Origin of the sequence: Bradyrhizobium sp. 44 (assembly GCF_023073095.1) — a bacterium.
Taxonomy (GTDB): domain Bacteria; phylum Pseudomonadota; class Alphaproteobacteria; order Rhizobiales; family Xanthobacteraceae; genus Bradyrhizobium.
This window is the reverse complement of record NZ_JADPIY010000008.1, coordinates 316,378-330,011: the sequence shown is the minus strand read 5'-3', so window position 1 is coordinate 330,011 and position 13,634 is coordinate 316,378. Positions and strand designations below refer to the sequence as shown.

Below are 13,634 nucleotides of genomic sequence, written 5' to 3'. Positions count from 1 at the left end.
GCACGCCAAGAGATTGGTTGGGAGACCCGAGATGACCACACTCACCGGCCCAAGCGCGACGCGCCGGCTGATTCTTCAAGGCGCAGCCTCGGTCGCGCTGCTCGGCCTCGGCAATCTGCCGTTCGGCGCCGCGCCCGCGCGCGCCGCGGCCAACGACAAATATCCGGAAGAGGCCTTCAAGCAGAAGAGCGAGGCGGACGCCATCAAGGCGCTCTACGGCAAAACCGCCGAGCCGTCCGACAAGGTCAAGCTGGACGCCCCCGAGATCGCCGAGAACGGCGGCGTGGTGCCGATCTCGGTGACGACGACGCTCGACAAGGTCACATCGATCTCGTTCTTCGTGGCCGAGAATCCCAGCGCGCTGGCCGCGTCCTACAGGATTCCCGAAGGCACGATCGCTGCTGTCGCCAACCGGCTGAAGATGGCCAAGACCACCAACGTGGTCGCGATCGTGGAGGCCGACGGCAAGCTCTACAGCGCGACCAAAGAGGTCAAGGTCACCGTCGGCGGCTGCGGCGGCTAAGCGAGGAAGATCGATATGGCATCCAGCATTCGCGTTCGCGCCACCGCCAACGGCGATATCACCGAGGTGCAGGCGCTGATCCAGCACCCGATGGATACCGGCTTCGTCAAGGACGCCAAGGGCGAGCTGATCCCGGCGCATTACATCCAGCAGCTGAAATTCGAATGTAACGGCAAGGACGTCTTCGTTGCCGATTGGGGCACCGCGGTATCGAAGGACCCCTACGTCAAGTTCAGCTTCAAGGGCGCTAAGAAGGGCGACGATCTCAAGGTCTCCTGGACCGATAACAAGGGTGCGTCGGACACCACCACCGCGAAGATCTCGTGATGAACGCCCGCACCTCCATCCTGCTTGGTTCGTTGAGCGCCGCGCTCGTCGCCTTGGCCCTCACCTCTCCGCGCGTGGTGGCGGCCGACAAGGTCGATCCCGTCGCCGATGCCAAGGCGTTCCAGAACTTCTTCTTCCAGAAGTTCCCGACCGTGAAGCACGAGGACTTCGTCAACGGTCCTTATTCCATGAACGAGGACATGAAGCGGCAGTGGCAGGAGAAGGAGGAATTCCCGCCCTACGAGTTCGCGCTCGACGCCGGCAAGGAGATGTTCGCCACCCCGTTCAAGAACGGCAAGACCTATGCCGACTGTTTCCCGAACGGCGGCATCGGCATCCGCCAGAACTATCCTTATTTCGACGAGAAGGAAGGCAAGGTCGTCACGCTGGAGCTGGCGCTCAACCGCTGCCGCGAGGCCAATGGCGAGGCGCCCTATTCCTACGTCAAGGACGAGATGGCCTCGCTCACCGCCTACATGGCCTTCACCTCGCGCGGCAAGCCGATGGACATCACGATCCCCGACGATCCTCGCGCGCTCGCGGCATTCGAGAACGGCAAGCGCTATTTCTACACGCGCCGCGGCCAATTGAATTTCTCCTGCGCGAGCTGCCATGTGCAGAGCCCGGGCGAGCGCATCCGCGCCGAGATCCTGGCGCCGGCGCTCGGCATTCTGAACGCGATGCCGATCTACCGTTCCGAATGGAGCGGCATGGGAACGACCAGCCGCCGCTTCGTTACCTGCAACAGCCAGACCCGCGCGGTTCCGCTGGAGCCGCAGGTGGATGAATATCGCGACGTCGAATATTTCCTGTCCTACGTCGCCAACGGCCTGCCGATATCGGGACCGGGAGCGCGGCCATGAAGCGGTCACTTGCTCTCGCCATGCTGCTTGCCCTGCGCTTCGCGCCGGCGGCGCACGCGGCGAATGAGGCAGACTACAAGGCGGCCTATGCCGCCGCCGAGGCCTCCTCCAAGGAGGCGGCCGGCATGCGCAACCAGTGGACCGTGACCGTCTCGACGCTGGCCGCCGCGAAGAAGGCGGCCGATGGCGGCGATTTCGACCGCGCCGTGGCCGCAGCCAGGGAGGCCGAGGCGCTGGCGAAGGCGTCGGTCTTCCAGGCGATTTCCGAAAAAGAAGCCTGGAAGGCGATGGAAATCCGCTAGACTGTTCGCTTGTGCAACAGCCTTGCGGCCATGAGAGGGCGCGGAGAATTTCTGGATGGCGATCCGCCGCCGCGATTTCCTGAAGAATGCAGGCCTTGCTGCCGCATCGTTCAGCCTGCCACGGCTTGCGCGCGGTGCTGAGGCCGCGAGCATTTACGACCTCGAACGGTTCGGCAATGCGCGGATCCTTCACCTCACCGACACGCATGCGCAACTCAATCCGGTCTATTTTCGCGAGCCCAGCGTCAATATTGGGATCGGCGAGATGGCCGGACGGCCGCCGCATCTGGTCGGGCGCGCCTTCCTCGACCGTTTCGCCATCAGGCCCGACAGCGCGGACGCCTATGCCTTCAGCTGCTTCGAGTTCGAGAAGTCCGCAGGCCGCTTCGGCAAGCTCGGCGGCTTCGCCCATCTGAAGACGCTGATCGACCGCTTGCGCGGCGATGTCGGCGAAAAGCACTCCGTGCTCGTCGACGGCGGCGACCTCTGGCAGGGCTCGGGACTGGCCAACATCATGCAGGGCCGCGACATGGTCGAGGCCGCAAACCTGCTCGGTATCGAGGCGATGACCGGGCATTGGGAATTCACCTACGGCGAGCAGGCGCTGCGCGACAATCTCGCGCGCTTCAAGGGCGAGTTTCTGGCGCAGAACGTTTTCCTGACCGAGGAAGCGGCATTCAACGACGCCGCCGCCTTCGACAAGGCGACGGGGCGGGTGTTCAAGCCCTCCGTGATCAAGGAGCTCGGCGGCCATCGCGTCGCGATCGTCGGCCAGGCCTTCCCTTACGTGCCGATCGCGCATCCCAAACGGTTCACGCCGGACTGGACCTTCGGCATCCGCGAGGAGGAACTCCAGAAGCATGTCGACGGCTTGCGCGGCGCCGACAAGGTCGATGCGGTCATCCTGCTGTCGCACAACGGCATGGACGTCGACCTCAAGCTCGCAAGCCGCGTCACCGGCATCGACGTCATCCTCGGCGGCCATACCCATGATGCGATCCCGCAGCCAATCGCAGTGAAAAATGCGAGCGGGACGACGCTCGTCACCAATGCCGGCTCCAACGGAAAATTCCTTGCCGTGCTCGATCTCGCGCTCGACAAGGGCAAGGTCGGCGACGTCAAATATCATCTGCTGCCGGTCTATTCCGAGCTGTTGAAGCCCGATCCCGCAATGGCGGAACTGATCGGCCGGTTGCGGGCGCCCTTCGTCACCGACTGGTTGGAGAAGATCGCGACGCCCGATCGCCTGCTGTATCGCCGCGACAATTTCGCCGGCCCAGTCGACGAGCTGATCTGCAGCGCGCTGCGCACCGAGCTCAACGCCGAGATCGCGCTGTCGCCGGGCTTCCGCTGGGGCGTCACCGGGCTCTCCGGCCAGGCGCTGACGATGGAGGATTTGCTCGCGGAAACCGCGATCAGCTATCCCGAGACCTATGTGCAGGAGATGACCGGAGCCCAGATCAAGGACGTGCTGGAAGACGTCTGCGACAACCTCTTCAACACCGATCCCTATTACCAGCAGGGCGGCGACATGGTGCGCGCCGGCGGGCTCAGCTACACCTGCATGCCGACAGCGCCGATCGGCAGCCGCATCTCGGAGCTGAAGCTCAATGGCGGCAAGGCGCTCAGTGCCAGCCACCGATACAAGGTCGCGGGCTGGGCCTCGGTCAACAGCCAGCAAGGCGCGCCGGTGTGGGATGTGGTGGCAAAATATCTGCGCTCGGGCCGGATGTTTCAGGAGCGGCTCGGCTCCGGCGTCACGCTAAAGGGCGTCGAGGGTAATCCGGGCATTGCAGGACAGGGATGATGCGGTCGCAAACCCTATCCGCGATGCTGCTGGCGCTGTTCGCCTGGGCGGCGCCGCCGGCTTTCGCGCAGCAGGTGCCGCTCCAGGACAAGCCGTTCGCCGAGCACAAGATCGTGCTGCAGCTCTCCGATGGCGATGCCAGGAAGCAGGCTCTGGTGCTCAGCGTCGCCAACAATTTGCTGAAAGCCTACGACCCCGACAAAGTCGCGATCGAGGTGGTGGCGTTCGGTCCCGGCATCGATCTCCTGTTGTCAGGCAGCGAACGCCGCAAGCAGGTCGAAAGCCTGATCGCGCAAGGCGTACGCTTCGACATCTGCCTCAACACCATCGACACGATCGAGCGGGAGACCGGCAAGCGGCCGGAGTTCATCCCCGCCGCCACGCCGGTGCAGGTCGGGGTCGGGCAGATCCTGTTTCTCAGCGAGAACGGGTACACGCTGGTGAGGCCCTGAGCCTTTTGTCGGGGCAAGGCGTCGCGGCACAGCCGGTGTCATCGCCCGCGAAGGCGGGCGATCCAGTACTCCGAGACGGCGAGGGGTACGGAAAGGGCGCGGCGTACTGGATTCCCCGCCTTCGCGGGGAATGACAGCGGTGGCCAGGTGACGCCCACTCGCTCGTCACAGGAATAAAAATCTTCCAAATTTTGTTGCTTACACAGTGAATTGCTTCTCTTGTGAGCCCGAAATGTAGTAGAATCTCCGGGTAATTCACGCCGGGCCTCGCCATGATCTTCCGCCAGCTCTTCGACAGTGTTTCGGGTACCTACAGCTATCTCCTGGCGAGCCGCCCCGGCGGCGAGGCGCTGATCCTCGATCCCGTACTGGAGAAGGTCGACCGCTACTGCCAGCTGCTGCGCGAGCTCGACCTCAAGCTGGTTAAGGCCGTCGACACCCATCTGCACGCCGACCACGTCACCGGCCTCGGCGAGCTGCGCGACCGCACCCATTGCATGACCGTGATGGGCGACCAGACCAAGGCCGACGTGGTGGCGATGCGGGTTGCCGACGGCGACAAGGTGACGATCGAAGGCCTGGCGCTCGACGTGATGTACACGCCCGGCCACACTGACGATTCCTATTCCTATTTGATGGGCGACCGCGTCTTCACCGGCGACACGCTGCTGATCCGCGGCACCGGCCGCACCGATTTCCAGAACGGCTCGTCGCGCGCGCAATACGATTCGATCTTCAACCGCCTGCTCAAGCTGCCGGACGAGACGATGGTGTTCCCGGCGCATGACTACAAGGGCGACACCGTCTCCACCATCGGCGAGGAGAAGCGCTACAATCCGCGGCTCCAGGTCCGCTCGGTCGACGACTATATCGAGCTGATGGCCAATCTGAAGCTGCCCAATCCGAAGATGATGGACGTCGCGGTGCCCGCCAACATGCATGTCGGCCTGCATCAGGAGGAGCTGGAGAAAGAGGGCCGCGCGCTCCGCGCCGTCGAGGCGATCCGCAGCCTCGGCCGTCCCGATATCCTGCTGGTCGATTTGCGCGAGACCAACGAGCGGATGAAGCACGGCATGCTTGAAGGCGCGCTGCATACGCCCTATCCGTCCGTTGAGGACAGCCTCAAGCCCGGCGGCATGCTGCGCGAGGTCGCGGCCGCCACCGGCCGCCGCGTCGTGTTCTTCTGCGCCTTCGGCGAACGCTCTGCGATGGCGGTCGCCGCCGCCAAGGAGGCCGGGCTCACTAACACCGCCCACATCGCCGGCGGCATCGATGCCTGGAAGAAGGCCGGCGGGCCGGTGGTGCACTGACCGTCTTGCCGCCGTTCTTGAGATAAATCAGCAGCTGCCCATATATTCAGGCTAGACGGATGCAGCATCACCATCCGGGACCAGCCATGGCCAAGATCGGCAAGCCGAGCGCGCCGCCGAAAATTGCGGACGACACGCCAGCAAAAGACAAGGCGAAGAAGCCTCCGCCTCCGCTCGACACCGACGACGATGATTACGAGGACGGCGACATGGCGACCCCGAAGCGCGACCGCTACGGGCCGGATGACGAGCCGTTTTGAGGGGCTCGGCTCTTGCCACGCTCTCAACTATCATCCTGGCGAAAGCCAGGACCCATACCGCGTGATCTCTCGATTATGACGGATCGCAGTCCCGGACGATGATCCTCCGCCAAACTGCCCCTTGGGGTAATGGGTCCTGGCTTTCGCCAGGACGACAATGTGGAGCCACCGTCCTCGCCATTCTCATGACCCCCCTCTCGCCCCGCCCCCACTACCAGCCATGCGCCTGCGTTCATGGACAAATAACCGCTCTGCCCGATAGTTTGCGCGTCTCCAAAGTACATAAAACGGAACTGCAATGGTCGACGTTCTCGCCGCACCGCAGCAAGGCAAGGCGGACAGCGCGCTACGCACGCTGACGGGAATCTCGATCGCGCATTGGGTCAGCCATTTCCATCTGCTGGTCCTGCCGATGCTGTTTCCGTTCCTCAAGAATCAACTCGGCGTCGGCTATGTCGAGCTCGGCTTTGCGCTCACCGTGTCGGCCGTGGTGTCGGGGCTGACGCAGGCGCCGACCGGTTATCTCGTCGACCACTTTGGCGCGCGACGGATCCTGCTGGGCGGTCTCACCCTCGGCGGCTTCGCGCTGATCCTGCTCGGCCTGCATCTCAGCTACACCTCGCTGATCGCCTGCGCCGTGCTGCTCGGGCTCGCCAACAGCGTCTACCATCCCGCCGATTACGCCATCCTTGCAGAGCACATGGATGAAGCGCGGATGGGCCGCGCCTTCTCGATCCATACTTTTGCCGGCTATTTCGGCGGCGCGGTGGCGCCCGCGATCGTCGCCGCGATGGTCATCGTGTCCGGCGGCGCCGGTGCGCTGATCGCATCGGGCGCGATCGGCGTTCTGGTCGCGCTGTTGCTGGTGACGATGAACATTCCCGATGCCGGCGCGCACAAGACCAAGCCGGGCACCGAGAACGCACCTAAACAAGCCGTGATCACGCCGGCGCTGATCACGCTGACGGCGCTGTTCATGCTGCTCAGCCTGTCGGTCGCCGGCATCAACAATTTCGGCGTGGTAGCGCTGATGAGTGGCTATGGCGTCACCTATTCCGCGGCCAATGTTGCGCTCACCGCCTTCCTTGGTGCAAGCGCCGCCGGCGTGCTCGCGGGCGGCTTCCTTGCCGACCACACCGAGCGCCACGGCTATGTCGCCGCCGCCTGCTTTGCTGCGAACGCGGCGATCGTGCTGCTGATCGCGCTGGTCACGCTGCCGGGCTGGGCGCTGATCGCCACGATGGCGACCGCGGGATTCCTCTCCGGCGTGATCGCGCCCTCGCGCGACATGCTGGTGCGCAATGCAGCACCTCCCGGCGCGGCCGGCCGCGCCTTCGGCATCGTCTCCACCGGCTTCAATCTCGGCGGCATCGTCAGCCCGCTGCTGTTCGGCTGGATCATGGACCAGAGCGCGCCGCATTGGGTGTTCGGGGCGTCCGTGATCTTCATGCTCGCGACGGTGGTGCTGTCGCCGTTCACGGAGCGGAAGCGGCGGCCGCAAACCTAATCGTGTCCCGGCCTGGAGCGCAATTGCGCGCCAGGCCAGAACGACGATTGTAATTGGGTTTGGCGGAGCCCGCCCCTTACGTCGGCGACACCGCGCTCTTCAGCGGCGCGGCCTGCGGCGTAGCTCCACCGGTCAGCCTGGCCTTTTCCGTGTTGGGCCAGAGCAGGAGCAGCCCGAGCAGGCCGGAGCCGACCATGATCGCGGCGTTGATGGTGAAGCCGGTCATGTAGCCGTCGAGCATGCTGCCGGCACGCTGGATCACGCTACCCATCACCAGCGGCGCGATGATGCCCGAAAGCGTATAGAGCGCGCCATAGATCGCGAGAACCGCGCCGCGCTGCGACGTCGGCGTGAACTCGCCGAGCATGGGCGGGCAGACGACGTAGATCGCGCCGCACAGGCCCGAGCCGACCACGAGCAGGGCGATCTGAAGGCCGGCGCCTTGGACGTGCGGCATCATCGCGAGGATCAGGCCGCCGACGATCAGCGGCACCGAGCCGAGCACGCCGCGGGAGATCCGCGACGTGTAACCGCGTGCCAGCATCACCTGCGAGATCCAGCCCGTGAGAATGACGATGGTCGCACCGAACACCCAAGGCAGGATCGAGACGAAGCCCGCCTGAGACTGCGAGAAGCCGAGGCCCTTGACGATGAAGGGCGTGAACCAGGTGAGCCCGAGCGACAGCGCCCAATAGGCGCCGAAGGTTGCGGTCACGCAGCCGATGAAGGTGCGCGATGTCAGGAGCTGGAGATAGGGTATTTTCGGTTCGATCACGGCCGATGCGTGGGTGTCCAGCGGGCCTTCCTTGCCGAGTGCGAGCCAGGCGGCGACCCAGATCAGACCGACGATTCCAAGCGCACCGAACGCATAGTGCCAGGAATGATTGACGATGATCCAGTTCAGCGCCGGGACCGCCAGGATCACGCCAAAGGCCGAACCCTGCGACAGGATTGCGGTCGGCATCGTGCGCTTCTCGTCGGGGAACCATTTGTAGACTGCGTGCATCGCCACCGAGGCCGCCGGGCCTTCGCCGGCGCCGAGCACGATGCGGCAGATCACGAGCGTGGTGAAAGAGACGGTGCCGACCATCGGAAACTGCGTCAGCGCCCAGATCACCGCGAGCGTCAACAGCACCCAGCGGGTCGGTACCTTGTTGACGATGAAGCCGACCACGATCGCCGAGATCGAGAACAGGAAGAAGAACGACGAGCCGAGCAGACCGAACTGCTCGGGCTCGAGCTTCAGCTCGGTCATGATCGGAACGCCCGCGAGACCGACGACGATTTTGTCGGCGAAGTTCACCAGCATGAAAAGAAACAGGAGAAATGTAACGGTCCAGGCACCCTTTGGCGTTTCCTTGGACGTTTCCTTGGACATCCCCGTCATCTTGCCCGCCGCGGGCTGCATTGCCTGAGCGCTCATCGTTCTCCCCGTCGTCCCTTTTTGGCACTTTTTTGATTTGGTCCTCTTAGGAGCTAACAACGGCTTCAAGACCAACGCAACCCGGCATTTCCGCAGCAAGTGTGCTACGCAGCAATTCCGCTAATTCCGTCCGGCGCCATTCATCGTGCTGAGCATCCGAAACCTCTCCAAGACGTTCTCTTCGGCCGGTGAGCCGGTCCATGTGCTGCGTGGCGTCGATCTCGACCTCAAGGCCGGCGAACGCGTCGCGCTGACCGGCGAGTCCGGCAGCGGCAAGAGCACGCTGTTGCACCTGATTGCAGGGCTCGATGCCGCCGATGGCGGCACGATCCGACTGGAAGATACCGAGGTCACCAAATTGTCCGATGCGGGACGCGCCGGCCTGCGGCGCGACCGGATCGGCCTGGTGTTTCAACAGTACAATTTGATCCCGAGTCTGTCGGTCGGAGACAATCTGGTGTTTCAGGCGCGGATCGCCGGCCGGTACGACGCAGCTTGGTACAAAGAGCTGATCGAACGTCTCGGGCTTGGCGGCCTGCTCAAGCGTTATCCAGAACAATTATCGGGCGGACAGCAGCAACGGGTCGCGATTGGCCGGGCGCTGGCGACAAAGCCGTCCTTGCTGTTGGCGGACGAGCCGACCGGCAATCTCGACGAGGCCACCGCCGAGGACGTGCTGGCCCTGACGCGCGACCTCGTCACGCGCACCGGCTGCGGCTTTCTGATGGTGACGCACAGCCTGCATCTGGCCGCGACACTCGATCGCCACGTCAACCTGCATGCCGGGCGGATCGCATGAGGCGCGCGCTCTGGGTCCTCGCCGTGCTGCTCAGTCATTGGCGGCGCCACAAGATGCAGTTCGCGACGCTCCTGATCGGGCTGATCGCGGCGACTGCGCTGTGGAGCGGCGTGCAGGCGATCAACCAGCAGGCCCGCAACGCCTATGACCGCGCCGCGGCAACCTTCGGCGGCGCGCGCACGCCGATGCTGGTCGCGCCTGATGCCGCGACCTTTCCGCAGGAATTGTTCGTCAAGCTCCGCCGCGCCGGCTGGCCGGTCTCGCCGATGCTGGAAGGACGGGTCCAGGTCAACGGGCGTTCGGTCCGGCTGCTCGGCATCGAGCCGGTGACGCTGCCGTTCGATGTCGGCAATGCACCTCGGCTCGGCGCCGCCGATCTCAGCAGCTTCGTCGCGCCGCCGGGCCAGACGCTGGTGGCGAAGGAAACGCTGAGCGATTTGCAGGAGCAGGAGGGCGCGGCACCAGCGATCAGCAACGGCGCAAAACTGCCGCCGCTGCGGGTGCTGCCGCAGCTCGTGCCCGACGTGCTCGTGGTCGATATCGGCGTGGCGCAGCGGCTGCTGAACAAGCCGGACCAGATCTCGCGGCTTTTGATCGGCAAGCCGAAGGGCAAGCCCGCGCCCTTAGCGAGCGTCGTCGGCGACCGCTTGCAGCGGGTTGAGCCGGATGCGGAGACTGAGCTGGAGCGCCTCACCGACAGCTTTCATCTCAACCTCACTGCGTTCGGCCTGCTGTCGTTCTTCGTCGGTCTTTTCATCGTCAATTCAGCCGTCGGCCTCGCCTTCGAGCAGCGGCTGCCGATGCTGCGTACGCTGCGGGCCTGCGGTGCCTCGGCGCGACTGGTCAACACCGTGCTGGTTGTCGAGCTCGTGGCGCTGTCGTTGATCGCAGGCCTGATCGGGCTTGCCTGCGGCTATTTCATTGCGGCCGCGCTCTTGCCCGACGTCGCAGCATCCCTGCGTGGACTCTATGGCGCGCAGATCCCGGGGCAGCTCAGCTTGCGACCTGAATGGTGGCTCGCCGGGATCGGCATCAGCATTGCCGGTGCGCTGGTGGCCGCGGCGACCAGCCTGATCAAGGCTGTCAGGATGCCGGTGCTGGCGACCGCGCAACCGCGCGCCTGGCAACAGAGACAGCGCCGTTGGCTGATCCTGCAAAGCGGAGCTGCCTGCGCCGTGTTCGCGGTCGCGCTGTTGCTGCTCCAGTACGGGCAATCGCTGATCGCAGGCTTTGGCGTGCTGGCAGCGCTGATGCTGGGCGCGGCGCTGATCCTGCCGGCCTTCCTCGACATCATCCTGCGGACCGGGCAGCGTTCCGCGCGAAAACCGCTCGCGCTGTGGTTCTGGGCGGACAGCCGGCAGCAGCTCTCGGGTTTGTCGCTGGCGCTGATGGCGCTGCTGCTCGCGCTCGCCGTCAATGTCGGGGTGTCCACCATGGTGGAAACGTTCAGCCGCACCTTCGTCGGCTGGCTCAACGGGCGGCTCGCAGCCGACGTCTACATCAGCGCCTCCGACAACGCCAAAGGCGTCGCGATCCGCAACTGGCTGAAGGAGCGCAGCGATGTCCAGGCGATCCTGTCGGGCGGACGCGCCGAGGCGCAGGTGCAGGGCCAGCCGGTCGAGCTGCTCGGCCTGCCTGATCATGCGCTCTATCGCGAGCGCTGGCCGCTGCTGGAAGCCGCGCCCCGTGCCTGGACCCGGCTCGTGCCCGGCAATGCCGCCTTCATCAGCGAGCAGCTGAGCCGCCGTCTCAACGTCCGCGTCGGCGATGTCATCGAGGTGCCGGCGCCGGGCGGGACCTGGGAGCTCGACATCGTCGGCATCTATGCCGACTACGGCAATCCCAAGGGCCAGCTTGCCGTGAACGTCGCGGCGCTGATCCGGCAATTTCCGCAGACGCCGCAGACGCGCATCGGTCTCATCGTCGCGAAGGAGAATATCCCCGGCCTGATCACGGCGCTGCAGAAGCAGTTTGCGCTCGACGACCGCAGCGTCGCCGACCAGGCGACGGTCAAGGCGGAATCGATCCGGATCTTCAACCGCACCTTTGCGGTGACGTCGGCGCTGAACGCGTTCACGCTCGGCGTCGCCGGGATCGCGCTTCTGACCAGCCTTCTCACACTGGCGAACTCGCGCCTGCCGCAACTCGCACCGCTCTGGGCGATCGGCATCACGCGGCCACGCCTCGCCGCGATCGAGCTGACCAAGACGCTGTCGGTCGCGCTGTTCACGTCGCTCCTGGCCGTGCCGCTCGGCCTGCTGGTGGCGTGGTGCCTGATCGCGATCGTCAACGTGAAGGCCTTTGGCTGGCGGCTGCCGTTCCATGTGTTTCCGCTGCAACTGGTCGAGCTGGTCGCAGTCGCGCTGTTCGCCTCGTTGCTTGCCGCCCTGCTGCCGATGATCCGACTGGCCCGGATGCAGCCGGCGAGCCTCGTCAAGGTGTTTGCCAATGAGCGCTAACGGGATATCGCGGCGCACCTTCGCCGGCGGCATCGCCGCGCTCGCGGCAGTCCGCCGCGCGGGCGCGCAAGGCTATGCCGGGCTCGGCGAGACGGCCGATGGCTTTGCCAAGGTCACGCCGGGAAAGACATTCGCCTTTCCGGGCGATCACGGGCCGCATCCTGAGTTTCGCATCGAGTGGTGGTATCTCACGGCGAATCTCGTCGATAGCAGCGGCGCTGCTTGCGGCCTGCAATGGACGCTGTTCCGGCAGGCGACGCAACCGGGGCCGCAGGGAGAAGGCTGGGCCAATCAACAGGTGTGGATGGCGCATGCCGCGGTGACGCGCGCCGACACCCACCGCTTCAATGAGCTGTTTTCCCGCGGCGGTGTGGGGCAGGCCGGCGTCACCGCGAAACCGTTCTCGGCCTGGATCGACGATTGGGCGATGAACGGATCCGAGCGCACCGAAGATCGCACTTTGGCGCCGCTGACGCTGACGGCCGCGGGCGCCGACTTCAGTTATGCGCTAACGCTGGAGGCCGATCGTCCGGTGGTGCTGCAAGGCGATCGCGGCTACAGCCGCAAGTCGGAGCGCGGACAGGCCTCCTACTATTACAGCCAGCCGTTCTATCGCGCCCGCGGCACGCTCACCATCGACGACAGGACGGTCGATGTTTCCGGCCAGGCCTGGATGGACCGCGAATGGAGCAGCCAGCCGCTCGACACCGACCAGACCGGCTGGGACTGGCTGTCGCTGCATCTCGCGTCCGGCGACAAGCTGATGCTGTACCGGCTGCGCCAGAAGGACGGCCGGAATCATCCGTTCGGCAACTGGATCTCCGCCGCCGGCGATACGCACATGATTGCGGGCGACGACATCCAGATGACTCCGAAGGCGACCGCCGAGGTCGCGGGACACAAGCTGCCGGTGGAATGGCAGATCGCGATCCCCTCGCGGTCGTTCTCGATCCAGTGCAAGCCGCTCAATCCAAAGGCGTGGATGGGGACAGGCTTTTCCTATTGGGAAGGGCCGATCAGCTTTGCCGGCACGCATGACGGCGTTGGCTATCTCGAGCTGACCGGGTATTGAAGAAGCGCGACCTGTCTAGATCCTCGTTTTGACGCGTTTTTCTTTACGCGGGCCGGGTGTCGACTTCGCTCGAAAACGCTTTAAGGAAACCAACGATGTATCGTCTCACCGCCCTCGTCACGCTGCTGGCGATCGCATTTTATTTCTTCACCTGCATCAATGTCTCGCGGGCGCGGACCAAGACCGGTGTTAAGGTGCCGGCCACGTCAGGCCATCCGGAATTCGAGCGCGCGTTTCGCATTCAGATGAACACGCTGGAATGGATGCCGATCGTCCTGCCGGCGCTGTGGCTGTTCGCGATCTATATCGGCGACGCCATCGCGGCCGGCATCGGCGCGGTGTGGATCATCGGCCGCATTGTCTATTTCATCGGCTATTCGAAGGCTGCCGCTAAACGCGGCCCGGGCTTCATGATCCAGGGCGTCGCGGCGATTGCGCTGTGGGCGGGGGCGTTGGGCGCGGTGGTGCTGCGGCTGGTGTGAGGGGCGGGCAACCGCCACACACTCAGAGTCGTCCCGGCGAAGGCCGGG

General features: G+C 64.9%; 14 protein-coding genes. 13 read left to right on the top strand and 1 reads right to left on the bottom strand.

All coding sequences use genetic code 11. From position 1 onward, the window contains the following. Positions 1–31: 31 nt before the first annotated feature. The 9 genes from soxY (at position 32) to IVB41_RS03480 (ending at position 7,351) form a co-directional block, all read left to right on the top strand. Complete coding sequence (gene soxY, locus IVB41_RS03520; protein WP_247426742.1) at positions 32–523, top strand: thiosulfate oxidation carrier protein SoxY; 492 nt, start codon at positions 32–34, stop codon at positions 521–523. Between the two features lie 15 nt (positions 524–538). Continuing rightward, entirely contained in the window at positions 539–850 is a 312-nt protein-coding gene (soxZ, locus tag IVB41_RS03515; RefSeq protein WP_204513134.1) for a thiosulfate oxidation carrier complex protein SoxZ, read from the top strand. Beyond that, complete coding sequence (gene soxA / locus IVB41_RS03510; protein WP_247426739.1) at positions 850–1,713, top strand: sulfur oxidation c-type cytochrome SoxA; 864 nt, start codon at positions 850–852, stop codon at positions 1,711–1,713. The genes soxZ and soxA overlap by 1 nt, the downstream gene beginning before the upstream one ends. After that, positions 1,710–2,015, top strand: a complete 306-nt coding sequence (locus IVB41_RS03505) for a hypothetical protein (protein WP_247426736.1) — start codon at positions 1,710–1,712, stop codon at positions 2,013–2,015. The genes soxA and IVB41_RS03505 overlap by 4 nt, the downstream gene beginning before the upstream one ends. Positions 2,016–2,070: 55 nt before the next feature. Further along, entirely contained in the window at positions 2,071–3,822 is a 1,752-nt protein-coding gene (soxB, locus tag IVB41_RS03500; RefSeq protein ID WP_247426732.1) for a thiosulfohydrolase SoxB, read from the top strand. Then, a complete protein-coding gene (locus IVB41_RS03495) occupies positions 3,819–4,274 on the top strand; it encodes a hypothetical protein (RefSeq protein WP_247426729.1) in 456 nt (151 codons plus the stop codon). Before soxB ends, IVB41_RS03495 begins: the two co-directional genes overlap by 4 nt. A 272-nt stretch (positions 4,275–4,546) precedes the next feature. After that, positions 4,547–5,584, top strand: coding sequence for an MBL fold metallo-hydrolase (locus IVB41_RS03490; RefSeq protein ID WP_027565962.1), 1,038 nt, complete (start codon positions 4,547–4,549; stop codon positions 5,582–5,584). A gap of 86 nt (positions 5,585–5,670) precedes the next feature. Beyond that, positions 5,671–5,844: a hypothetical protein gene (locus IVB41_RS03485; protein WP_197031101.1), complete on the top strand. Its 174-nt coding sequence runs from the start codon at positions 5,671–5,673 to the stop codon at positions 5,842–5,844. A 298-nt stretch (positions 5,845–6,142) separates the two neighbouring features. After that, positions 6,143–7,351: an MFS transporter gene (locus IVB41_RS03480; protein ID WP_247285261.1), complete on the top strand. Its 1,209-nt coding sequence runs from the start codon at positions 6,143–6,145 to the stop codon at positions 7,349–7,351. 76 nt (positions 7,352–7,427) lie between these two features. Here the strand turns inward: IVB41_RS03480 and IVB41_RS03475 are convergent, their stop codons facing one another. Continuing rightward, the gene (locus tag IVB41_RS03475; RefSeq protein ID WP_247426726.1) at positions 7,428–8,774 is read right to left on the bottom strand and encodes an MFS transporter; all 1,347 of its coding nucleotides are present in this window, start codon (positions 8,772–8,774) and stop codon (positions 7,428–7,430) included. 145 nt (positions 8,775–8,919) lie between these two features. Between IVB41_RS03475 and IVB41_RS03470 the strand changes: the two genes are divergently transcribed. The 4 genes from IVB41_RS03470 (at position 8,920) to IVB41_RS03455 (ending at position 13,586) form a co-directional block, all read left to right on the top strand. Beyond that, positions 8,920–9,573, top strand: coding sequence for an ABC transporter ATP-binding protein (locus IVB41_RS03470; protein WP_247426723.1), 654 nt, complete (start codon positions 8,920–8,922; stop codon positions 9,571–9,573). Further along, positions 9,570–12,032, top strand: coding sequence for an FtsX-like permease family protein (locus IVB41_RS03465; protein ID WP_247426718.1), 2,463 nt, complete (start codon positions 9,570–9,572; stop codon positions 12,030–12,032). Before IVB41_RS03470 ends, IVB41_RS03465 begins: the two co-directional genes overlap by 4 nt. Continuing rightward, positions 12,022–13,104 (top strand): lipocalin-like domain-containing protein, encoded by a 1,083-nt coding sequence (locus IVB41_RS03460; protein WP_247426716.1) that lies wholly within the window; start codon positions 12,022–12,024, stop codon positions 13,102–13,104. The genes IVB41_RS03465 and IVB41_RS03460 overlap by 11 nt, the downstream gene beginning before the upstream one ends. A gap of 95 nt (positions 13,105–13,199) precedes the next feature. Continuing rightward, positions 13,200–13,586 (top strand): MAPEG family protein, encoded by a 387-nt coding sequence (locus IVB41_RS03455; RefSeq protein WP_247426712.1) that lies wholly within the window; start codon positions 13,200–13,202, stop codon positions 13,584–13,586. The last annotated feature ends 48 nt before the right edge of the window (positions 13,587–13,634 follow it).

Coding starts and splice junctions, on each gene's coding strand:
- soxY (WP_247426742.1), top strand. CDS start 32: ATGACCACACTCACCGGCCCAAGCGCGACGCGCCGGCTGATTCTTCAA.
- soxZ (WP_204513134.1), top strand. CDS start 539: ATGGCATCCAGCATTCGCGTTCGCGCCACCGCCAACGGCGATATCACC.
- soxA (WP_247426739.1), top strand. CDS start 850: ATGAACGCCCGCACCTCCATCCTGCTTGGTTCGTTGAGCGCCGCGCTC.
- IVB41_RS03505 (WP_247426736.1), top strand. CDS start 1,710: ATGAAGCGGTCACTTGCTCTCGCCATGCTGCTTGCCCTGCGCTTCGCG.
- soxB (WP_247426732.1), top strand. CDS start 2,071: ATGGCGATCCGCCGCCGCGATTTCCTGAAGAATGCAGGCCTTGCTGCC.
- IVB41_RS03495 (WP_247426729.1), top strand. CDS start 3,819: ATGATGCGGTCGCAAACCCTATCCGCGATGCTGCTGGCGCTGTTCGCC.
- IVB41_RS03490 (WP_027565962.1), top strand. CDS start 4,547: ATGATCTTCCGCCAGCTCTTCGACAGTGTTTCGGGTACCTACAGCTAT.
- IVB41_RS03485 (WP_197031101.1), top strand. CDS start 5,671: ATGGCCAAGATCGGCAAGCCGAGCGCGCCGCCGAAAATTGCGGACGAC.
- IVB41_RS03480 (WP_247285261.1), top strand. CDS start 6,143: ATGGTCGACGTTCTCGCCGCACCGCAGCAAGGCAAGGCGGACAGCGCG.
- IVB41_RS03475 (WP_247426726.1), bottom strand. CDS start 8,774: ATGAGCGCTCAGGCAATGCAGCCCGCGGCGGGCAAGATGACGGGGATG.
- IVB41_RS03465 (WP_247426718.1), top strand. CDS start 9,570: ATGAGGCGCGCGCTCTGGGTCCTCGCCGTGCTGCTCAGTCATTGGCGG.
- IVB41_RS03460 (WP_247426716.1), top strand. CDS start 12,022: ATGAGCGCTAACGGGATATCGCGGCGCACCTTCGCCGGCGGCATCGCC.
- IVB41_RS03455 (WP_247426712.1), top strand. CDS start 13,200: ATGTATCGTCTCACCGCCCTCGTCACGCTGCTGGCGATCGCATTTTAT.